Consider the following 19,472-nt stretch of genomic DNA (forward strand, 5'->3'; position numbering starts at 1 on the left):
GCGCCGGAGTTCAGCGGCATTTGTGTCCGCACATTACGACGCGGCGGCGCCAGCCCGCTTCGATGATCGGTGCGCGGCAATCGAACCCCATAGGGGCCGCGCGTTGCGGCAGTCTTTCGAACGCTAACGGATTCATCGGCCTGTAACAGTTCGTTAAATTTTCGAAACGTAACTGTAGGGCGCGCTTGATATTTTCCCGTCAGACAATTTGCCTTTGAATCCAGTCGCACGCTTGCTGAGGCTGGACGAAGAAGAACGCACTCCCCATTGCCGGGCCGCTCGATGCGAAGCCCGCACAAACCTGGCCGTCAATGAAGCAAGATACACCGCCGGCAATCGCATCCGAAAGGCGCGCTGAAGGCGACGCCTGGGTTGACCGCGGCGAACTCCAGGCCGCACTCCAATGTTTCGAAGCAGCGCGCTCGCTCGATCCCGCCGATGTCGTCAATCTCGAGCGCGTCGCCGCGACGCTCGCCGCGCTGAACCGCTTTCCCGAAGCCGTCGCCCGCTATCACGAAGCAATCGCATTCGATCCGCGCAACGCCGATTTGCATCACGGCCTTGCCCGGTCGTTCGAGCAGATGCACCGGCCCGAGCAGGCGGTAGAAGCCTATCGCGAAGCAGTCCGGCTGAATCCGAACGCCGACGGCTCGCACAACAACATGGCCAACTGCCTGCAGGTACTCGGCCGGTTCGACGAGTCGCACGAGGCCTACCGCCGCGCGATCGGAGCCGCCCCGCTGGTGCCGTTGTACTACCGCAATTTCGTGCAGTCCAAGCGCCTTGCCGCCGACGATCCGGTGTTCGTCGCGCTCGAGCAACTCGTAGGCGCGGCCGCTTTGTTCACGCCCGCCAATCAGGCGGAGATTCACTTCGCGTATGGTCAGGCACTCTCCGATGTGGGCCGCAACGACGCGTCGTTCGAGCATTTCCTGAAAGCCAATGCGCAGTACCGGAGCGGCGTGCGTTACGACGAAGCCGCGTCGCTCGGCCTGTTCGCTCATTTGCCGGAGCTGCTGACTTCGGAGGTGCTGGCAGCGAAGCGCGGTCTGGGCGATCCGTCGGCGGCGCCGATTTTTATCGTCGGCATGCCACGCTCCGGTTCGACCCTGATCGAACAGATCCTCGCGAGTCATCCGCAGGTTTTCGGCGCGGGGGAGCGCACGGAGTTCGGCGAGGCGTTGGTGAATTTCATCGGACGCGATGCGGGCGACCCGTTACGTATCGATCTCGAAGCACTGGACGGCGTGAGCGCCACGCAATTGCGCCCGCTCGGCGCCGACTACTTGCGTCACATGGTCACGGCGCTGCCGGAACTGCGGGACGCAACCCCGGCCTATACACGTTTCACCGACAAATACCCGTTCAATTTCATCAATGTCGGGCTGATCCATCTGGCGTTGCCGAATGCGCGCTTCATTCATAGCACCCGCTCGCCGCTGCAAAGCTGTCTGTCGATTTTTTCGCGAATTTTCCACGACGTGCCGTTCAGCTACGATCTGGGTGAACTGGGCCGATACTATCGCGCGTACGACGCGTTGATGGCACATTGGCAGCAGGTGTTACCCGAGGGCACGATGATCGAAATCAAATACGAAGAACTGGTCGAAGACTTCGAGGTTAATGTCCGGCGCTTGCTCGAGCATTGCGGACTTGACTGGGACGCGCGCTGTCTGTCGTTTCATCAGACTGTGCGGCAGGTGAGTACGGCAAGCGCGGCGCAGGTGCGCCGTCCGCTCTACAAGACGTCGGTGCGGCGCTGGCAGCCGCAGCCCGCGCTGCTGCAGCCCTTGCTCGACGGGCTGGGGCCTGAACTGGCGCCCGCTGACAGCCCTGGCGCGCACGAGGAGGCGCCGCTTGCAGAGGCCAATGCGGCTGACACGACGAGCACGGCTGACAGACCCGATACGGCGGCCACCGGCACGGAGCGCAAATCATGAGCGCGCCCCGTGGCGCTGTCATCTGGATGACCGGCTTGTCGGGCGCCGGTAAATCGACCGTGGCCGGCGCGTTGCATCAGTGTCTGAAAGAAGCGGGGCATGCTTCGGTCGTGCTCGACGGCGATGTACTGCGGCGCGGCCTGACCGCCGACCTCGGCTTCACGCCCGAAGACCGCGCCGAGAATCTGCGGCGGGTCGCGCATGTCGCGGCGCTGTTCATGCAGCAGGGCTTCATCGCGATTGCCGCGGTGATCTCGCCCGAGCAGCGGCATCGGCGCATGGCGCGCGAGATCGTGGGCGAGGGTTTTGTCGAAGTGTTCGTGAATGCGCCGCTGGCGGTGTGCGAGGCACGCGATGTCAAAGGCCTGTACGCGCGGGCGCGGCGCGGTGAGATTCCCCATTTCACCGGGGTTTCCGGACCATTCGACGTGCCGCTCGAACCGGATGTCACGCTCGAAACCGATCGGATTCCGCTTGAGCAGGCGGTGAGCCGCCTCGTGGCGCATCTCACCAGGATGGGCTGCCTGCCCTGCGAAACCGGGGGCGGGCCTGGTCTCGGGGAATAGCCGGTGCAAAGCGGATGTTTTTTTGTCCGCGCAAACTATCCACCAGGCGCCGCGGCGTGCTTGATGTTGCGCGTACTCGCGGTCATTCCGGGCTGGCATCCGCCGAATGCGCCGCGCTCAGCGTCTGCCTTGGTGCTTAACTCAGCGCTTGCGTAAAGGTTCGATCAGCGACGACAAACCGTTGTGATCGATCTCGTGCATCAACGCCAGCAGACGGCCGATTTCGCCCGGCGGAAAGCCCTGGCTCGCAAACCAGTTCAGATAGTGGCCCGGCAGGTCCGCGATCAGCCGGCCTTTGTATTTGCCGTAAGGCATCACGCGTGTGACCAGCAGTTCGAGGTGTTCGGCATTCATCGCAGATGGGCAACGGAGACAATCGGTCAGGGCGGCGAAGTGCGCCGTGCCTGCAGGAACAGCATTTTAGCTGCGCTGCAGGCATTGCGCCGGCATGGTAACGTCACGCGCTTTCCGTTCACATATTCAACAGGACAAGTTCGATGGAATACCGCAGACTCGGCAACTCGGATGTGCAGGTGAGCCTGATCGGTCTCGGCACCATGACATGGGGCGAGCAGAATACCGAGCAGGAAGCGCACGCACAGATCGATTACGCGCTCGACCACGGCGTCAATCTGCTCGACGCCGCGGAAATGTACCCGGTGCCGCCGCGCCCTGAAACGCAAGGCTCGACCGAGCGTTACATCGGCACGTGGATCGCCCGGCACCGCGGCGCGCGCGAGAAGATCGTGCTGGCCACCAAGATCGCCGGCCCGGCGCGTCAACCGCACAATCCGCGCCATATTCGCGGCGAGGGCAACCAGTTCGACCGCAAGAACCTGACCGAAGCGCTGAACGATAGCCTCAAGCGCCTGCAAACGGACTACGTCGATCTGTATCAGTTGCACTGGCCGGATCGCAGCACGATGACGTTCGGCCGTCCCGCCTATCCGTGGGTCGACGACGCGTACACGGTGCCGATCGAAGAAACCCTGTCGGTACTCGCCGAGTTCGTCAAGGCCGGCAAGATTCGCCATATCGGCGTGTCGAACGAAACGCCGTGGGGTGTCGCGCAGTTTCTGCGCGCGGCGGAAAAGCTCGACTTGCCGCGCATCGTCAGTATCCAGAATCCGTATAGCCTGTTGAACCGTACCTACGAAGTGGGGCTGTCCGAGTACGCGCATCGCGACAATATCGGCCTGCTTGCCTATTCGCCGCTGGCCTTCGGCTGGCTGTCGGGCAAGTATGAAGGTGGCGCACGCCCGGCAGGCGCCCGCATCTCGCTGTTCGAGCGCTTTCAGCGCTACAGCAAGCCGCAAGCGGTTCAGGCAACCACGCGTTATGTGGAACTGGCGAAGCGTCACGGTTTGTCGCCCGCGCAATTCGCGCTGGCCTTCGTCAATAGCCGGCCGTTCTTGACGAGCAATCTGATCGGCGCCACGTCGCTCGAGCAACTGAAAGAAAATATCGCCAGCGCCGAGGTGAAACTCTCGCCGGAAGTGCTTGCGGAGATCGACAAGCTGCACGAGTTGCAGCCGAATCCGGCGCCTTGAGGTGCCTTAAGTCTTATTAAGTCGGCACGAGTTTGATTGAGTGTTGTCCCGGCATCGTTGCCGGGACACGAGCATGAGTTGATGTTGATCCGTTTCGCGAGGATCGCCAACCTCAAACACGCTCAGCGAATCGTATATAGCGAAAACAGAAGCGCGTTAGAACGCGACTGAAGATCGTCAGACCATCTCCTATCAAGCCACCTTCCTGAACAAACGGTTCCGAGCCGTTCAAAGCCACGACCACCACAGTTGTGGCCGCCGCAGAAATCAATAGCGGATGCTGGCTGCAAACTGAAGCGTCCCTTGGCCACTCAAGGGCTCATGGTGCATCGCTACCTCGCGTCAGCCCGGTATCCCGTCATTTAGCGCGTCCATGACGCCCCCGTTCGAAGAGGCGATTCTGATGACGGGCCAGTCAGATTCCTGGTGCCAGATAACCGCATCACGAAAATCGGACAGCGCTTCAGGTATCGATAAACCTGGCAGAAACTCGGAAGCGATTGTCCGTCTGGCGCCTGGGAACTGGATAGCATGACATGAAGGGCCAAACGCAATTCACGCTGGAGCGCAGGGCGCCCATCGACGGGTCCCTGTCGCGCTGATCCATTTCGGCCGACCGCTTCAGAAAGGCAATGGAGACTGGAATGACGGATTTATCTCACCTCGACAGCATCGCGATCTTGCCGGATGCAATCGAGGCATGCGCGACTCGTCTGAAACGGGAGTTACTGGGATTGAACACATGAGCGAACAACTGGACGGAACGCAATTTGGTACACCGTCGATACATAAGTCAGTCTTCGTTGCGCCCGGCGTGTCCATTGTCGGAGATGTGCGGATTGGGGAGAAAGCTTCAATCTGGTTCAACTCCGTATTACGAGGCGACGTCCAACGCATCGTTGTGGGCGCCAGAACGAATATTCAGGATGGCTGCATTCTGCACGGTACAACCAACGGCGCACCGACGCTGGTAGGCAGTCAGGTCACCGTGGGGCATGGTGCAATCCTTCACGCATGTAGAATCGAAGACCGGGCCTTTGTGGGTTTCGGCACGCGCGTCCTCGACGACGCAGTCGTCCGTACAGGTGGGATGCTGGCTGCAGGCGCCGTACTGACGCCGGGCAAGGTCGTCGGCTCAGGCGAGCTGTGGGCGGGAAATCCAGCCCGTTTCCTAAGGAATGTTACCGAAGAAGAAGCCGCGGGCATTCTGGCCGCTGCTGAACGCTATGTGGCGCTTGGAGAGCGATATGTGTTCTCCAAGCCCGTCGTCATGCATTTCTAGTGGTTCGGCGCATCGCGACCCGTCGCGGTGCGCATTCAAACGGCGTGGCAGCGAGTGGGATTCAATGCGCATCGACGTCGACACTTCATGGCAACTTCTTAACGGGCCTTCAGTAGTATTGGGCCCGTTTCTGTCGCTCACATGTTGATGACCACGCGGCCGACGGTGCCCTCGGCGACAGCGCGGTACGCGTCCTGTCCATCGGCTAACCCGTAGCGGTGGCCAATCAGCGGAGCCCGGAGTTTCCCGCTTTCGAATCCTTCAACCAGAGCCGTCATCAGCGGAGCGGACTCGGCGACGCCTAGCTTTGCACTGTCGGCGCCAAGCAATTGTGTCTCGTTGTGATAGAAATCGATGACGTCAAAGTCAACGCGGCGTTTGCCCGTTGAGCTGATTTCCACCACGCGACCGCGTCGCTTTGCAAGGTGCAGTGCAGTTTCGAATGCAATGCCACCGACGGAGTCGTAGACGACATCGACACCCCCCGTCAGCTCACGAACGCGTTCGACGGTATTGTCGCCGAACGGAACGAACTCGTCGATCAGAGAGGCCGCGGGAGAACCTGCGGCCGGCGCTGCGCGATCAATCCCGATGACCCGGCAATTGCGTGCCTTGGCGATTTGCGTCACCGCCCCGCCCACGCCGCCGCCGGCACCAATGACAGCGATGGTCTCACCTTCAGTCAGGTGCGCGTAGCTCACCGTGCCAAGCCACGCTACGACGAAGTTCACGCCGATAGCAGAGGCTTCTTCGTGTGACAGGTTGCCCGGCTTACGGGAAAGTGCGGCAATCGGCACCTTGATGAATTGCGCGTGAGTGCCGTCCCGCGTGAATCCGATGTCGCCGCCTGTGCCCCAGACTTCCTTGCCGAGCCACTCGGTCGGACCGTCTACCACGACGCCGCTGAAGTCCCGTCCGGGAATGCGCGGAGGAACGGTATGGTCGAAGTGCCCGGAGACGTTCTTGACGTCGCTAGGGTTCACCGACGCGCTGCGAACCTGCACGATTGCGCTCAGGCTATCGCGTTCCGGCGTCGGCACTTCCACATTCTCGAGAACATCCGGCTTACCAAAGGTTTTGAATTGCAAGGCTTTCATGTCGTCCGTTCCTGATTTTATGAAGGGCTGTGAACTGCAACCGCTGAAATCAGTGTAGAGACATGAATCGTTGCTGTTCAGACAACCGCTTTCGAGTTGCGGACAGAATCGGTCCGGTCCGCATCGGCGGCCACGGGTTCATCGCTTGTCCCGGACTCGTCCGATAACTTTTCATCCGCACAGAATTCGCTTGGTGAGGTTCCGAGTTCGCGCCGGAACATGTCGCTGAAGCTGCTCGGGCGATAGCCGAGCGCGCGAGCCACTGCACTCACGGACTGGCCCTCGGCCAGCTTCGAAACCGCAATCGCCAATTGAACCTGGCGCCTCCATTCGGCAAAGCCAATACCGAGCGAGCGCGAAAACAGACGTGCGAGCGTTCTGACGCTCGCGCCGACTGACGCTGCATGTTGCTCGAAGCTGATATCCACGGATGGGTTTTCTATTACCGCGCGGCAAAGAACATCGAGTCTCCGGTCAGATTCGTCGGGCAGGGGAATCCGGAGCGAATAACGGTTCGCATGCCCAAGTTCGAGTGCAACGAGGCGGTACGCTACTTCGAGGTACTCCTGGTTTCTTTCAGCCTCCCGTTCGGCAATGGTGGTGATGAGTTCGCGAAGCAGACCATTGATTTCAAAAACGTCGGGCTGCCTGCTCAGATGCTGAACATCACTCTCGCGTAGGTACAGGTTACGCATTTCGACCGCACTCATCATGCGGATGGAGTGCACCGTATTCGGGGGTAACCATACTGCACGCTGAGGCGGCACGACCAGCGCTTCGCGGCCGACTTCGACCCACATGACACCGGCTACCGCGTAAAGCACTTGTGCCCAGTCGTGGGCGTGTGGGTCGATACGCAGTCCCCGTGGGTAGGGTCTCGCCAACGATTTGCCGCGGCCGGAATCATCGGACAGATCGGGCGGTGCTGCTTTGGACATAGTCGTCAATCCACGTGTTGTTGCGCGAAAGAGTAGTGCGAGGCGGCCCGTAAATCAATGTTAGCCAGTTCGATAAGGCGGCGGCTGCGCGAGGGGTTACGGCAGGCTCGCCTTAACCGGTTCGCGGAAGTGTGCGACGGCCATATCGACGAATGCCTTGACTTTTAAAGGCAGGAATTTGCGATTTGAGTAGACGATGCGAAATTCCCGGTCGGGCAGGCTGTACTGCGGCAACAGACGCGTGAGCTTGCCAGTGCGAATGTCGTCTTCGACGAGATAGGCGGCAAGCGTTGCGATGCCTAAGCCCGCAAGCACGCACTCACGAACCATTCCGATGTTGTTGGCGTACAGGGTGGGTTTCGGCGTAGCACGGACCTCGGTTCCATCCGGTGCGTTGAAGATAATTTCGTCGGTAGCCAGCGCGGTGCGGAATGAAAGATAAGGATGATTGGTCAACTCAGCCGGATGCGCGGGCGCGCCGTTCCTGGCGATATAGTCAGGCGACGAGCAAATGTAGTAGTCGGTTGATGTCAAATGTCTTGAGACGAGCGTCTGCGCCGTGACGTGGCGCGTCGCGAGAATCCCCAGGTCGAACTCCTCCTCGATGAGATCGACAGCGCGATCGACCAGAGCAAGGTCGACAATGACATTGGGGTACTCATGTTGATAGGCGCTCAGAATCGGCCCTAGCTTGCGCATGGCAAACAGGGATGGCGCCACAATGCGAAGCCGCCCTGAAGTGCTGACTGCGTTCGTCGACAGCATCGAATACGTTTCTTCGACTTCGCCAAGTATCTGACGGCAGCGTTCCAGGTAGATGCGCCCGGCCTCGGTCGGCGACATCTTGCGTGTGGTCCGTTGCAGCAGCCGCGTGCCGAGATGGTCCTCCAGATCAGTGATGACCCGGCTGATGCGCGGAACGCCCATCTCCAGCGTCTCGGATGCGTGAGCGTAGCTATTCGCCTCTGCTACCTTAACGAACACCTTCATCGCTGTCAGTACGTCCACCACTACCTCGCATTGAGTTTGCATCGGCGGCAGACCTTGGCCGCCATAGTACGCACTCTAGCGCCGGCCGGTCCCGTTGACGGGACAGTTACTTTCGAATTTCGGACAAATCTCCCCTGACGAGTTCTTCGTCAGTCAAACGCGTGGCTGCGGCGGTCGGTGAAGGCGCCGCCGTCGTCGCACAGATTTACTCGGTGCTGGCACGTTAGTTCAATGCACGGCCGGACGCGAGTGCATGGCATGCCAATCTGGCAACGACCGACGAACTGCCGGGGTCGTGCACGCGTGCTGCGTCGATCGCTCAGACCGCGGTTTGGGTGGCTTCCGTGGTCTTTGCGCTTGCGCGCGGCGAGTTCTCGCCGAGATCCCAGAACAGCCCCGCCATGATCTGCAGACCTTCGCGCACCACCGGTCCTAGCAAATGCTCGTTCGGCGCGTGCTGCGAGCAGGCCGGGTAGGAATGCGGCACCCAGATGGTCGGCAGGCCGAGCGTGTCGGCGAATACTTCGTTGGGCAGCGTGCCGCCGAGATTCGGCAACACCGCTGTTTTTTTGCCGGTAGTCTGTTCGAGCGAGGCGATGGCCCACGTGACCCACGGGTCGTCGGGATTCAGACGCGTCGCGGGCGCACCGCGCTCGGCGCTGATCTCGACCAGCGAAAAACCATGCGTGTCCAGATGCGCGCGCAGATGCTGCTCGAGGTTTTCCCAGTCGGTACCGACCACAAAACGCAACTGGCAATGCGCGAACGCGGACGACGGAATCGCATTGACCGGGTTCTCGGGATTGCCCGCCTTGAAGGCCAGCACTTCGAAGCTGTTCCAGCCGAACACCCGTTCCGGTGGCGTGAGACCGGGCTCGCCCCAGTTATCGTCGACGGCCGGGTCGCCCGGGCCGCCGCCCACCGGGATATCCGCCAATGCTCGACGCACCGCCTCGGGAATCGGCGGCGGACGCAGACCGTCGACCGCGATCACGCCACGCGCGTCCACCAGGCTTGCCAGCGCGTTCGCCAGCACGGTGGCCGGATTGCGCAACAGACCGCCCCAATTGCCCGAGTGATGCGCGCCGGCGCGCAGATTCAGCGAGAGCTTGAAGTTCACCGAGCCGCGCGAGCCGAGGAACACGGTGGGGCGGCGCGCGGCGAGACGTGGGCCGTCGGAGGCGATCAGCACGTCTGCTGCCAGTTCCTGTTTGTGCTGGTGACAGATCGCGTCGAGCCCCGGCGAGCCGGTTTCCTCACCCATCTCGATCAGCAGCTTCGCGTTGAAGCCGAGCTTGCCGCCGCGCGCGGCCAGTACGCTCGCGAGCGCCGCGAGGTTGATCGAGTGCTGGCCCTTGTTGTCGGCGGTGCCACGGCCAAACCAGCGTTCGCCTTCGATGGTCACGGCCCACGGCGTCAGCGGGGCGCGCCACTGGCTGTCGTAGCCGCGCACCACGTCGCCATGGCCGTAGATCAGCACGGTCGGCAGACGCTCGTCTTCATGGCGATGGGCGAACAGGAACGGTCCGGATCCTTGCGCCGGGTTATCGACGATGCGCGTGCTGAAGCCGAGACCTTCGACTTCGGGCGTGATTTCGTCAGTCAGATACGCCAGCAGCGTGGCGGCGCGCTCGCTTTCCTGGCTCTCGGTGCGAAAGCCGACGCGCCGGTTGAGATTCTGAAGGAAAGCGCCTGATTCGAAATGATGCGTGGCGTGTTCGATGGCCTGATCGCGGCTCATGGTTGTCTCCAATGCGGGTGTGGGGGATGGCGGCGCGGCGCCGTGCGTGGCGCGCCTGAATCGCGGCCATCCGCTTCGAAACGATTCTAGGAGGCCGTTATTTTTGTCACAATGATCGTCTTTCGAAGCTGGCATTGCCGAAAAGGCAAAGCTCAGCGCATCCGCGCGAGGTCGCAAACGCGCGCATCAGGCATCGCTCATGGCACTCTCATTACACGGCATTGCAGTGCGCTATTTTGTTGAAGTGGCGCGGACCGGCTCGATCAGCGACGCGTCCGCGCGCCTGCATGTGGCCGTTTCGGCGATCAGCCGGCAGATCGCGCGGCTCGAAGGCGATCTCGGCGTTGCGCTGTTCGAGCGGCGGCCGCGCGGTATGTCGCTCTCCGAGGCGGGCGAGCGGTTGCTTGCCTACGCGCAGCGCAGCCTGCTCGAGGCGGAGCACGTGATGAAGGAGATTGGCGGCCTCGCGGCGTTGCACGGCAGCATAATCAAGGTGGCCAGTTCGGAGGGGTTCGCCGTGGACTTCCTGCCGGGCGCGATGGCGGCTTTTCGCGCTCACTATCCGGCGATCGACTTCACGCTCTCCGTGGTGCCGCCGGGCGAGGCGACTCGCCGGGTGCGCGATGGCGACGCCGATCTCGCCCTCACGTTCAGTCTCGCGCCGGAAAAGGGCGTCAAGGTTGAACTTACCGAGCGCGCGCCGGTGCTGGCGCTGCTGCGCGCCGACCATCCGCTGGCTGGGCGCGCCAGGCTGTCGCTGGCCGATCTGCGGCGCTACCCGCTGGTGCTGCCCGAGCCTGGCACGACGATTCGTCAGCTGATCGACATTACCTGCGCGCTCGAAGGGGTGCTGCTCGAGCCTGATCTCACCTGCAACCATAGCGGCGCGATGTACCGTTATGCCCAGAAATCCGGGGCGGTCATGTTTACGGGGTTGCTGTCGGTGCGCGACCGTTATCTTGACGACGGCTTCGTCGCGATACCGTTCGTGCATCCGCAGATGCGCCAGCGCAGCATTCAGGTCCAGACAATGGCTGGACGGGAACTGCCGCCGTCGGTGAAGGCGTTCCGCGACCATCTGATCGGGGAGATCGGCGGCGCGAAGTCCGCGGATGCTGCGGCGCCGAAGGCCGCCCGAAGGCGTGGCGACGCGCATTGAAAGGCAAATCTCCCTGCCGGCGCGCGAATCACGACCTAAACTGTGGGGACGGGGCGGGCTGGTCGGCCTCCGCTGCGCGGCTTGTGCTGCTGTGGCTCACACCAGTGGTAGGATTCAGCCCGAAAAATGGAGAGCGGTACGCGCTGAATGGGCGTGCCGTCCACAACAGAGCGATAGGACTCAGGACATCGAATGGCGCAACAAAAAACAAACCCAAAACTTGAGCAGGCGCTCACGCGCGGAGATCTTGCAATTCGCCAGGCCAACTCGGCGCGGGCGACTGCGTTGCTGCGCGCGTTGGGCAAGATGATCGTCGACGCGTCGGCGACGATCGGCGTCGAGGCATTCACGCTGATTCCGGACGGCGACAAGATTTACGATCCCACCGACGGGCTGTGGCCGCAGGAATTGCAGGTTTCGCTCGACGGTCCTGTCGAGGAAGCGGATCCGGACGAGGTTCGGACTGTGCGGTTGATTGCCGATGATCCTGGCACGGTGTTCAGGGTTGAGTGGCAGCGGGCGGATGGGAAGATCGGGCGTCAGGATGGGGGGCCGTTTGCAACGGTGGCCTTTATTTCCGACGTGGATATTCCGTGGACGGATGAAGAGGATTGAAGTTGCGCGGGGCGCTGGGGTTTGGTTGGTTGCCTGCGGCGTTGGACTTTGTTTGAACTGGCTTTTTGGCCTTTCCTTGAATTGATATTGGACTATTAGTGTTGCCCCTGTGCGGGGCGGCACTTACTTTCTTTGCCGCCGCAAAGAAAGATAAGCAAAGAAAGCGGCTCAACCCGCCAACTCATAAGCGGGTCCCCCGCACAGTTACGGTAGTGGTGCATCTGGAATCTGTGTTCTCGCACATTCGGCGTGAGTGACAAGGCGCTCATGCTTCCCGCCTCGCACTGCGTGCTCGCCGGAACGGGTCAGCGGGAAGTGCGGTGGGCTTGCTCAGGAATCGTGTCAGTCATCGGCTTCTTCATTTGCTTCTCTTCGCAAGCCGTCATGTGCCGGCGCGCGCTGCGCGAGACGACGCGCACTTCTTGAAATCGCCCGCGGCGTTTTCGCGTTCACGCTTCATTTGGCACGCTCGCTAAGCGTGTATCTGCATCTTTGCCTTTGCCTTTGCCTTTGCCTTTGCCTTTGCCTTTGCCTTTGCCTTTGCCTTTGCCTTTGCCTTTGCCTTTGCCTTTGTCTTTGTCTCTGTCCTTGTCTCCCTCTCTCGGTTATCGCCAGGGCATTTTGGAGGCAAAGTTGATGGGCCCGACGCGTCCAAACGAAGCTCAATGTTTCTGATGAACCTTTCCGGCGACCACGCAGTGCGAGGCGGGGAGTATGACTGCCTTGTCACCGACGCCAAATGTGCGGGAACACAGATTCCAGATGCACCACTACCGCGACTGTGCGGGGTACCCGCTTATGCGCTAGCGGGTTGAGCCGCTTTCTTTGCTTATCTTTCTTTGCGGCGGCAAAGAAAGTAAGTGCCGCCCCGCACAGGGGCAACGCTAATAGACCACTAAGAGATCAAGGAAAGGCCAACGCCGTAGGCGAACAGGCAACCAAACGCGAGCAGGCAAACAATTCAGGAAAAGGCCAACGTCGTAGGCAAACAACCCATAAGCGCTGTGCATGCAACCAATTCAAGAAAAGGCCAACGCCGTAGGCGAACAGGCAACAACCACATCAACCATAAACCCCGCCGAAGGCAAAAAACCTTATTTCATCATCCTTCGCCGAAACAAAACCGCCGAAACAACAAACCCACCCACAACGTAAACGACGAGCACGCCAACGTGCAAAACAGCACCATCAACAGGCCGCCCCAGCATAGCCGGCCGAATCAAATCGACAGCATGCGCCAAAGGCAAAAATTCAGTCACGATCCGCACCACAGCAGGCAACTGCGAAACAGGAAAGAACACCCCCGACAGCAATAACATCGGCGTCAACACCAACGTCTGGTAAAACATAAAAAAGTCATACGACGGCGCAAGCGCCGTCACCACCATCGCGAGACTCGCAAACGCGAGCCCCGTCAGTACGATCACCGGCAACGCCAGCAGCATCGACGGAAAACTCGCATAGCCCAGTGCGCCCGCGACCAGCATGATCGCCGCACCCGACAGCATCGATTTGCTGGCCGCCCAGATCACCTCGCCGAGCACGATGTCGCCGAGCGTCAGAGGCGTATGCATGATCGCCTCCCACGTGCGCTGTACGTGCATGCGCGAAAAGCCCGAATACATCGACTCGAAACTGGCCGACATCATCACGCTCGATGCCACCGTGCCCGCCGCCAGAAACGCGATATACGACACGCCGTCGACGTGCCCAACCATCAGACCCAGCCCGAAGCCCAGGCCGAACAGATAGATCATCGGATCGGCAAGATTGCCGAACATCGAAGCAATCGCGAGCTTTTTCCAAACCAGATAGTTGCGGCGCCACACCGCCATCCAGTTGACAGCGTTGGCGGGGAAGGCGGCAAACGTTTCCTGCTTCGACGGTGTCCCGCCGTGGGTGTCGTAAGTGCGTGCGTCCATGCTGTGTCTCTTGCTGTGTCGTTATAGCCGAAGAGGAATGCGAGCTGAGCGGCTGTCGCTTCGCATCAGTCCTGCATCTCGCGCCCGGTCAGACGCAGGAATACATCCTCCAGATTCGCCGGGCGATGCAAATAGCGCAGATCGGCCCGCTGCTTGAGCCGGGCGTGCACCGGTTGGGCATCGTTCACATAGCAGAACAGCGTCTCGCCGCTGATCTCGGTGCGCTCGACCAGCGGCGCCAGTTCATCGCGCAACGCGACCGGATCGGGTCCGAAGATTTCGATCACATCGCAACCGATCTCGGATGCAATCAATTCGCTCGGCGCACCTTCGGCGATCTTGCGTCCTTCCTCGATCACGCAAAGGCGGTGGCACAGCCGTTCAGCCTCTTCCATGAAGTGCGTAGTCAGCAGAATGGTCTTGCCGCGTGAGAGCAGCGAGCGCAGCCGCTCCCAGATCAGATGGCGCGCTTGCGGATCGAGGCCGGTGGTCGGCTCGTCCATGATCAGCACGTCAGGGTCGTTGACGAGCGCCCGAGCCAGCGTGAGGCGCCGCTTCATGCCGCCCGACAGTTCGCTCACGCGCGCGTCCGCCTTGTTCTCAAGGCGCGCGAATTCGAGCAGCGAAGGCACCATCGCGCGGCACTGCGCGGCGCTCAGACCGAAGTAGCGGCCGAACACCAGCAGGTTTTCGCGGACCGTGAAATCAGGATCGAGATTGTCGAACTGCGGTACCACGCCGACGCGCGCACGCGCCACCCGCGCGCGGCCCGGAATCGGCTCGCCGCACAGGCGGATCGTGCCGGCATCCGGTGCCGCGATGCCGAGCAGCATGCGCAACGTCGTGGTCTTGCCTGCGCCGTTCGGACCGAGCAGGCCGAAACATTCGCCGGCGTTTACATGAAACGACAATCCGTCGACGACCGTCTTTTCGCCGTAGCTTTTTTTAACCTCGTGGAATTCAATGGCCGCTTCAGACATGGATCGATCAAGGCTCCGGAAAACACGTAATTGGCCGCTAACGCCGCTAAGTCCCCTAGGCCGCTTAGGCCACTCAGGCCACTCAGGCCACTATGCCGCCAAGACCCCAAGACCCCAAGACCCCAAGACCCCAAGACCCCAAGACCCCAAGACCCCAAGACCCCAAGACGCTTAGGCCCCTAAGCCCTTAAGCCCTGAGGCCCTTAAGCCCTCAGGCCCCTAAGCCCTCAGGCCCCTGAGGCCGCCCATTCTATGGCATTGGCAACGCAGTGTTGACCGCCGCCGGCTGCGCCGTGCGGCGCTTCTTGCGCTGTGACAATTTGCGCATCGGTGATCCAAACCCGCCTCAGGCTTGCCTCGGCGCACCCGTGCACCTGTTTAGGACGCACTTAGCGTTTTCCATCCCTTGCAACCTGAATTGCGGCGCACCATGATTCATTCAGACCGCGTTCCTCGCGGGATGGGAGAGAAATCATGGCGAGCTACCAGAAAATCCTGTTGTGCTACGACGGCTCGCGTGAAGGCCGCAAAGCGTTACGTTGCGGTGCCGACCTGGCGATGGAGCTGAAGGCGGAAACGCACTTGTTGTCGGTGGTCGACATGCGCTCGAGCATTGCGCAAAGTGCGGGCCTGCTGACCGACGTGGCTTGCGGAAGCTTCGAAAAAACAGCCCGCGACATTTTGCAGGAAGGGGTGGACTGGCTCACCGAACGCGGCGTGACCGCGCAAGGGCATTTTGCGTTTGGCCATCCAATCGACGAGATCGCCAACCTGGCCAACGAATTGCATGTCGATCTCGTGGTGGTCGGCCACCGTTGTCGCACCGGTCTGTCACGATGGTGGATGGGCGCGGGCAATACTCCGCTGCTCGACCGGATCTCGTGCAGCATTCTGGTGGCGTGTTCTTCCGCGCAGGAGCAGGAACAGCAGCAAGCGGCGGCGGCCTGACCTACGCGGGGTGAAGGGCGACGACTGTCGCGTGGGTGGACGGCACGGGGAATACCCTGCTGCTCGACCGAATCTCGTGCCGCGTTCTTGTGGCGTCTCCTCCGCGCGGAAATACGGGCTACAGCAAGCGGCGGCCGCCTGACGCACGTAGGGGCAGCGGGCGTGCGCGGGGCTGGGTGGGCCGCGTGGACTGAACTGACTAGGTGGCCACATGAGTCAAATGGGCCCCGGAGCCGAACGCTCGCCTATGGCGACCGTTCGGTCAAACGGTGATTCGCTCAAGAGACGGCGCTCGCCAACCGATCACTCGGACTACTCGTTCAGATTGACCGCGGCGAGCTTCCATGTGAACAAACCTTCACGCCGGAAGATCGCTGAATAACGCGCATCGCCGGCACCATGTTGGTAGGTGACGACGAACTCGTTCAGGCTGCGATAACCCGCAGTTGTCTGCGGCGGTTGCGGTGGCGTTGCACTGTTCTCGCCATTGCCGATATTGGCAGCACCGTTGACGCCATTGCCCGCGGCAGGGGATGCCGGCACCGATGCGGGGGGCGTGGCATCCGGCGAATTTCCCGCGGCAGGCGGCACCGGCGGCCGTTCACCCGGATCGCCGCGCGGCGGCATGCCGTTCAGCAAGGCCGCAACGCCGTCCGGTGTTGCATAAGCATCGACCAGCGGACCGATCAAGGCCACCCCGATCATTGCGCCGATGGCGGCCAACGGATTGCCGCTGCCATGCGAGTCGAGCCGACGCGATAACAAGCCGGTGACCTGCTGCTTCAGGCTCTCGCGCAAGGCGGGAAAGTCGACGTATTCATTGACGGTTTGCGCATCACGCGCATCCGCCGCGCGCTTGAGGCTATTCAGCGCCATGTAGGGCGACGCGTAACCGAACCCCAATGCGGCGATCACCGCGATCACAATCAAAGTGACGATGAGTGGCCGGGTCGTGCTGCGTCTGGTGCGTGTTGAAACTGCCATCGAGTGGGACTCTCCATCAGGTGTGATCTAACGTGGACCGCGGCCACGCGAAAACGATCCCTGACGATGAGCTATCGGCGGCGGCACGGCAGCCAAAAAAGCTTCGTGCCGCATAGCTGCATATCCACGTATCCGAATATCCGCATCTTCACGCGCCGCACAACCGCATTGGAGCGGCGTGCCCGCCCAGTACTTCTTATGCCTCGAACACCGCGCCGTGCACATTGGCTTCGTCGGCGATACAGCGATCGATCATGCGGCATACGGCGTCGACCGTGCCAACCATGATCAGCCGCGATGGCCCGTGATAGACCCGCACCGGCGCGCGCCGCGCCGGTTCAGCCGTGTTCAGCCCCGAATTCAACGACACGCGAGCAAACGCAGGCAACGAGGACGGCAAGCCCGATCCACTGGCGGGCGCGTCGAACAGCGACGGAGCGCTGGCCGAGGCCGACGACGACTCGATCAGTGAGCAGGGCACCAGCTTGCGCAGATGGCGCAAACGACCGAACTGGCGAAAAGGCAGCAGGCGGGCAAGGCGTTCCATGAGTCTCTCCAGGCGATACAACATTGGGGCAGCGTTCGGGCAGCTTTGACGCAGTTTCGGGGCAGCGCTCAGGGCGCCCCCGGGCAACCCTCGTGCAGCTTTTAAGCCAGCTTTGCGGCGGCGCAGGAGCGAGTGGTCAGAATTCGCCCGGGCGGATCAACCCGACGGCGATACCCTCGAGCGCGAATTCCGCACTGCCGGTTTCAACGAAGATGTTGTCGTAATCGGGATTCTCGGCAATCAGCTCGATACCGTTCGGCCGGCGCTTCAACCGCTTCACCGTCACGTCGTCACCAAGGCGCGCGATGATGATCTGGCCGTCTTTGGCTTCGGTTTTTTTCTGCACTGCAAGCAGGTCGCCGTCGAAGATGCCCGCGTCGCGCATGGACAGCCCGCGCACCTTCAGCAGGTAGTCCGGCTTGCTCGAGAACAGCGCCGGGTCGCATGCGTAGTGCTGCGAGATATGTTCCTGCGCGAGGATCGGGCTACCCGCGGCCACACGGCCGATCAGTGGCAGCGACAGTTGCATGATGCTGGCGTGCGGCAGCGTGAACTGGTACGGCGAATCTTCCGCGCCCGCCAGCAGGCGAATGCCGCGCGATGCGCCGGCCGCGAGTTCGATCACACCCTTGCGAGCCAGCGCCCGCAAATGTTCTTCTGCCGAATTGGCCGAACTGAAACCCAGCTCGGCGGCGATCTCCGCGCGGGTGGGCGGAAAGCCGGTGCGTTCGATGGCCCGGCGGATCAGATCGAAAACCTGCTGCTGTCGTGCGGTGAGTTTGGTCATGGTGCCACTGTATGGATGAACAGGTGACTGTATTTTTATACAGTATTCGTCGCAATTCAAGCTTTACTTTAAGTTCGTCTCGCGAGGTGGCGTTCGAGCGTCGTATTCCGACGCCTCAACAGCCGTTTTCGTGCCGCAACGCCTTATCTGGCCGTCATTACCACTTTTGCGTATTAAAGAATGAGGAAACATTATTTTTAATGATGAAAGCCCTTCGATAGACTGGCCTCCGAGTTGGCGCTCAGGGGCACGTGAGCGCGACGCAAAACAACACCACACGCTGTTTCAGCGGACCACCACGCGGAGAAAGTTGGCATGAATCATCAGGGCACGGGGCTGGCAGGGAAGACCAAAAAACTCATCGCGGCGCTCGCAGTCGGCGCGGCAGCGGCGCTCGGTGTCATGGCGCAGGCACATGCAGCCGACCCGACACTGCTGAACGTGTCCTACGACCCGACCCGCGAGCTGTACCAGGACATCAACCAGGCATTCGGCAAGGAGTGGAAGGCGAAGACCGGCGAGACCATCACCTTCAAGCAGTCGCACGGCGGCTCGGGCGCGCAGGCTCGCTCGGTGCTGGACGGTCTGCAGGCGGACGTGGTGACGCTGGCGCTCGCCTACGACATCGACGCGCTGGCTAGCAAGGGTCTGGTCGACAAGGGCTGGCAGAAGCGTTTGCCGGACAACGCGTCGCCGTACACGTCGACGATCGTGTTTCTGGTGCGCAAGGGCAACCCGAAGCACATCAAGGATTGGGACGATCTGATCAAGCCGGGTGTGTCGATCGTCACGCCGAATCCGAAGACCTCGGGCGGCGCGCGCTGGAACTACCTGGCCGCATGGGCCTATGCCGAACATCTGCCTGGCGGCAACGACCAGAAGGCCAAGGACTTCGTCGGCAAGCTCTATAAGAATGCCGGCGTGCTGGATTCGGGCGCGCGTGGCGCGACCACCAGCTTCGTGCAACGCGGCATCGGCGACGTGCTGATTGCGTGGGAAAACGAAGCGTTCCTGTCGCTGAAGGAATTCGGCCCGGACAAGTTTGAAATCGTCGTGCCGTCGGTGAGCATTCTGGCGGAGCCGCCGGTGGCGGTGGTGGACAAGGTGGTCGACAGGCACGGCACGCGCAAGGTGGCCGAAGCGTATCTGAACTTCCTGTACAGCGAGCAAGGTCAGGAAATCGCGGCGAAGAACTTCTACCGTCCGCGTTCGAACAAGGTGCCCGCGGAGCTGACGGCCAAGTTTCCGAAGCTGAAGCTGTACACGATTGACGATTCGTTCGGCGGCTGGGCGAACGCGCAGAAGACGCACTTTGCCGACGGCGGCGTGTTCGATTCGATCTACTCGCCGCAGTAAGCCGCAGTACGCAATCCAGAGCTGGACCCGCGTCGTTCGGCGTGCAAGGTATCACCCAGCCAGAAAGCGC

At 61.5% G+C, this 19,472-nt stretch carries 18 protein-coding genes; 8 read left to right on the forward strand and 10 right to left on the reverse strand.

Annotation, left to right across the window (positions count from 1 at the left end; all coding sequences use genetic code 11):
- The first annotated feature begins 311 nt into the window (after nt 1-311).
- Complete coding sequence (locus PQR53_RS16780; RefSeq protein WP_408455828.1) at nt 312-1,940, forward strand: tetratricopeptide repeat-containing sulfotransferase family protein; 1,629 nt, start codon at nt 312-314, stop codon at nt 1,938-1,940.
- A complete protein-coding gene (gene cysC, locus PQR53_RS16785; RefSeq protein ID WP_408455831.1) occupies nt 1,937-2,506 on the forward strand; it encodes an adenylyl-sulfate kinase in 570 nt (189 codons plus the stop codon). Before PQR53_RS16780 ends, cysC begins: the two co-directional genes overlap by 4 nt.
- Before the next feature lie 141 nt (nt 2,507-2,647).
- On the opposite strand, the gene PQR53_RS16790 is transcribed toward cysC, so the two are convergent.
- Nucleotides 2,648-2,860, reverse strand: coding sequence for a DUF3820 family protein (locus PQR53_RS16790; protein ID WP_408455834.1), 213 nt, complete (start codon nt 2,858-2,860; stop codon nt 2,648-2,650).
- 143 nt (nt 2,861-3,003) lie between these two features.
- On the opposite strand from PQR53_RS16790, the gene PQR53_RS16795 reads away from it, so the two are divergent.
- On the forward strand, nt 3,004-4,056 hold the full coding sequence (locus tag PQR53_RS16795) for an NADP(H)-dependent aldo-keto reductase (RefSeq protein ID WP_408455837.1): 1,053 nt from the start codon (nt 3,004-3,006) through the stop codon (nt 4,054-4,056).
- 742 nt (nt 4,057-4,798) lie between these two features.
- Nucleotides 4,799-5,338 (forward strand): gamma carbonic anhydrase family protein, encoded by a 540-nt coding sequence (locus tag PQR53_RS16800; RefSeq protein ID WP_408455840.1) that lies wholly within the window; start codon nt 4,799-4,801, stop codon nt 5,336-5,338.
- Nucleotides 5,339-5,475: 137 nt separating this feature from the next.
- Here the strand turns inward: PQR53_RS16800 and PQR53_RS16805 are convergent, their stop codons facing one another.
- From PQR53_RS16805 to PQR53_RS16820, 4 genes are all read right to left on the reverse strand, one after another.
- Nucleotides 5,476-6,435, reverse strand: a complete 960-nt coding sequence (locus tag PQR53_RS16805) for a quinone oxidoreductase family protein (RefSeq protein ID WP_408455843.1) — start codon at nt 6,433-6,435, stop codon at nt 5,476-5,478.
- 77 nt (nt 6,436-6,512) lie between these two features.
- Entirely contained in the window at nt 6,513-7,373 is an 861-nt protein-coding gene (locus tag PQR53_RS16810) for an AraC family transcriptional regulator (RefSeq protein WP_408455846.1), read from the reverse strand.
- Nucleotides 7,374-7,469: 96 nt separating this feature from the next.
- Nucleotides 7,470-8,405 carry a LysR family transcriptional regulator gene (locus tag PQR53_RS16815; RefSeq protein WP_408455849.1) on the reverse strand — a complete coding sequence of 312 codons (936 nt, stop codon included), beginning with the start codon at nt 8,403-8,405 and terminating at the stop codon, nt 7,470-7,472.
- A 277-nt stretch (nt 8,406-8,682) separates the two neighbouring features.
- Nucleotides 8,683-10,104, reverse strand: coding sequence for a M20 family metallopeptidase (locus tag PQR53_RS16820; protein ID WP_408455852.1), 1,422 nt, complete (start codon nt 10,102-10,104; stop codon nt 8,683-8,685).
- Nucleotides 10,105-10,303: 199 nt separating this feature from the next.
- Between PQR53_RS16820 and PQR53_RS16825 the strand changes: the two genes are divergently transcribed.
- Entirely contained in the window at nt 10,304-11,263 is a 960-nt protein-coding gene (locus PQR53_RS16825) for a LysR family transcriptional regulator (RefSeq protein WP_408455854.1), read from the forward strand.
- Nucleotides 11,264-11,455: 192 nt separating this feature from the next.
- Nucleotides 11,456-11,878 carry a hypothetical protein gene (locus tag PQR53_RS16830; protein WP_179731370.1) on the forward strand — a complete coding sequence of 141 codons (423 nt, stop codon included), beginning with the start codon at nt 11,456-11,458 and terminating at the stop codon, nt 11,876-11,878.
- Nucleotides 11,879-12,972: 1,094 nt separating this feature from the next.
- Here the strand turns inward: PQR53_RS16830 and PQR53_RS16835 are convergent.
- Both PQR53_RS16835 and nodI read right to left on the reverse strand, forming a co-directional pair.
- Entirely contained in the window at nt 12,973-13,800 is an 828-nt protein-coding gene (locus tag PQR53_RS16835) for an ABC transporter permease (RefSeq protein ID WP_408455857.1), read from the reverse strand.
- A 65-nt stretch (nt 13,801-13,865) separates the two neighbouring features.
- Nucleotides 13,866-14,780 (reverse strand): nodulation factor ABC transporter ATP-binding protein NodI, encoded by a 915-nt coding sequence (gene nodI, locus PQR53_RS16840; protein WP_408455860.1) that lies wholly within the window; start codon nt 14,778-14,780, stop codon nt 13,866-13,868.
- Nucleotides 14,781-15,254: 474 nt separating this feature from the next.
- On the opposite strand from nodI, the gene PQR53_RS16845 reads away from it, so the two are divergent.
- Entirely contained in the window at nt 15,255-15,728 is a 474-nt protein-coding gene (locus PQR53_RS16845) for a universal stress protein (RefSeq protein ID WP_408455863.1), read from the forward strand.
- Between the two features lie 312 nt (nt 15,729-16,040).
- Here PQR53_RS16845 and PQR53_RS16850 read toward each other — a convergent pair whose 3' ends face one another.
- The 3 genes from PQR53_RS16850 to lexA all read right to left on the reverse strand — a co-directional run bounded on the left by PQR53_RS16850 (nt 16,041) and on the right by lexA (nt 18,046).
- Nucleotides 16,041-16,712: a DUF2939 domain-containing protein gene (locus PQR53_RS16850; protein ID WP_408455866.1), complete on the reverse strand. Its 672-nt coding sequence runs from the start codon at nt 16,710-16,712 to the stop codon at nt 16,041-16,043.
- Between the two features lie 196 nt (nt 16,713-16,908).
- A complete protein-coding gene (locus PQR53_RS16855; protein WP_408455868.1) occupies nt 16,909-17,259 on the reverse strand; it encodes a hypothetical protein in 351 nt (116 codons plus the stop codon).
- 136 nt (nt 17,260-17,395) lie between these two features.
- A complete protein-coding gene (gene lexA, locus PQR53_RS16860) occupies nt 17,396-18,046 on the reverse strand; it encodes a transcriptional repressor LexA (protein ID WP_408455871.1) in 651 nt (216 codons plus the stop codon).
- Nucleotides 18,047-18,361: 315 nt separating this feature from the next.
- Here lexA and PQR53_RS16865 point away from each other — a divergent pair, with 315 nt between their 5' ends.
- Nucleotides 18,362-19,402, forward strand: a complete 1,041-nt coding sequence (locus PQR53_RS16865; protein ID WP_408455874.1) for a sulfate ABC transporter substrate-binding protein — start codon at nt 18,362-18,364, stop codon at nt 19,400-19,402.
- Nucleotides 19,403-19,472 lie beyond the last annotated feature (70 nt).

Source organism: Paraburkholderia fungorum (genome assembly GCF_046027605.1).
Taxonomy (GTDB): Bacteria; Pseudomonadota; Gammaproteobacteria; order Burkholderiales; family Burkholderiaceae; genus Paraburkholderia; species Paraburkholderia fungorum_F.

What these genes read in the sequence shown, in the direction of transcription:
- PQR53_RS16780 (WP_408455828.1), top strand. Translation starts at nt 312, where the DNA reads ATGAAGCAAGATACACCGCCGGCAATCGCATCCGAAAGGCGCGCTGAA.
- cysC (WP_408455831.1), top strand. Translation starts at nt 1,937, where the DNA reads ATGAGCGCGCCCCGTGGCGCTGTCATCTGGATGACCGGCTTGTCGGGC.
- PQR53_RS16790 (WP_408455834.1), bottom strand. Translation starts at nt 2,860, where the DNA reads ATGAATGCCGAACACCTCGAACTGCTGGTCACACGCGTGATGCCTTAC.
- PQR53_RS16795 (WP_408455837.1), top strand. Translation starts at nt 3,004, where the DNA reads ATGGAATACCGCAGACTCGGCAACTCGGATGTGCAGGTGAGCCTGATC.
- PQR53_RS16800 (WP_408455840.1), top strand. Translation starts at nt 4,799, where the DNA reads ATGAGCGAACAACTGGACGGAACGCAATTTGGTACACCGTCGATACAT.
- PQR53_RS16805 (WP_408455843.1), bottom strand. Translation starts at nt 6,435, where the DNA reads ATGAAAGCCTTGCAATTCAAAACCTTTGGTAAGCCGGATGTTCTCGAG.
- PQR53_RS16810 (WP_408455846.1), bottom strand. Translation starts at nt 7,373, where the DNA reads ATGTCCAAAGCAGCACCGCCCGATCTGTCCGATGATTCCGGCCGCGGC.
- PQR53_RS16815 (WP_408455849.1), bottom strand. Translation starts at nt 8,405, where the DNA reads ATGCAAACTCAATGCGAGGTAGTGGTGGACGTACTGACAGCGATGAAG.
- PQR53_RS16820 (WP_408455852.1), bottom strand. Translation starts at nt 10,104, where the DNA reads ATGAGCCGCGATCAGGCCATCGAACACGCCACGCATCATTTCGAATCA.
- PQR53_RS16825 (WP_408455854.1), top strand. Translation starts at nt 10,304, where the DNA reads ATGGCACTCTCATTACACGGCATTGCAGTGCGCTATTTTGTTGAAGTG.
- PQR53_RS16830 (WP_179731370.1), top strand. Translation starts at nt 11,456, where the DNA reads ATGGCGCAACAAAAAACAAACCCAAAACTTGAGCAGGCGCTCACGCGC.
- PQR53_RS16835 (WP_408455857.1), bottom strand. Translation starts at nt 13,800, where the DNA reads ATGGACGCACGCACTTACGACACCCACGGCGGGACACCGTCGAAGCAG.
- nodI (WP_408455860.1), bottom strand. Translation starts at nt 14,780, where the DNA reads ATGTCTGAAGCGGCCATTGAATTCCACGAGGTTAAAAAAAGCTACGGC.
- PQR53_RS16845 (WP_408455863.1), top strand. Translation starts at nt 15,255, where the DNA reads ATGGCGAGCTACCAGAAAATCCTGTTGTGCTACGACGGCTCGCGTGAA.
- PQR53_RS16850 (WP_408455866.1), bottom strand. Translation starts at nt 16,712, where the DNA reads ATGGCAGTTTCAACACGCACCAGACGCAGCACGACCCGGCCACTCATC.
- PQR53_RS16855 (WP_408455868.1), bottom strand. Translation starts at nt 17,259, where the DNA reads ATGGAACGCCTTGCCCGCCTGCTGCCTTTTCGCCAGTTCGGTCGTTTG.
- lexA (WP_408455871.1), bottom strand. Translation starts at nt 18,046, where the DNA reads ATGACCAAACTCACCGCACGACAGCAGCAGGTTTTCGATCTGATCCGC.
- PQR53_RS16865 (WP_408455874.1), top strand. Translation starts at nt 18,362, where the DNA reads ATGAATCATCAGGGCACGGGGCTGGCAGGGAAGACCAAAAAACTCATC.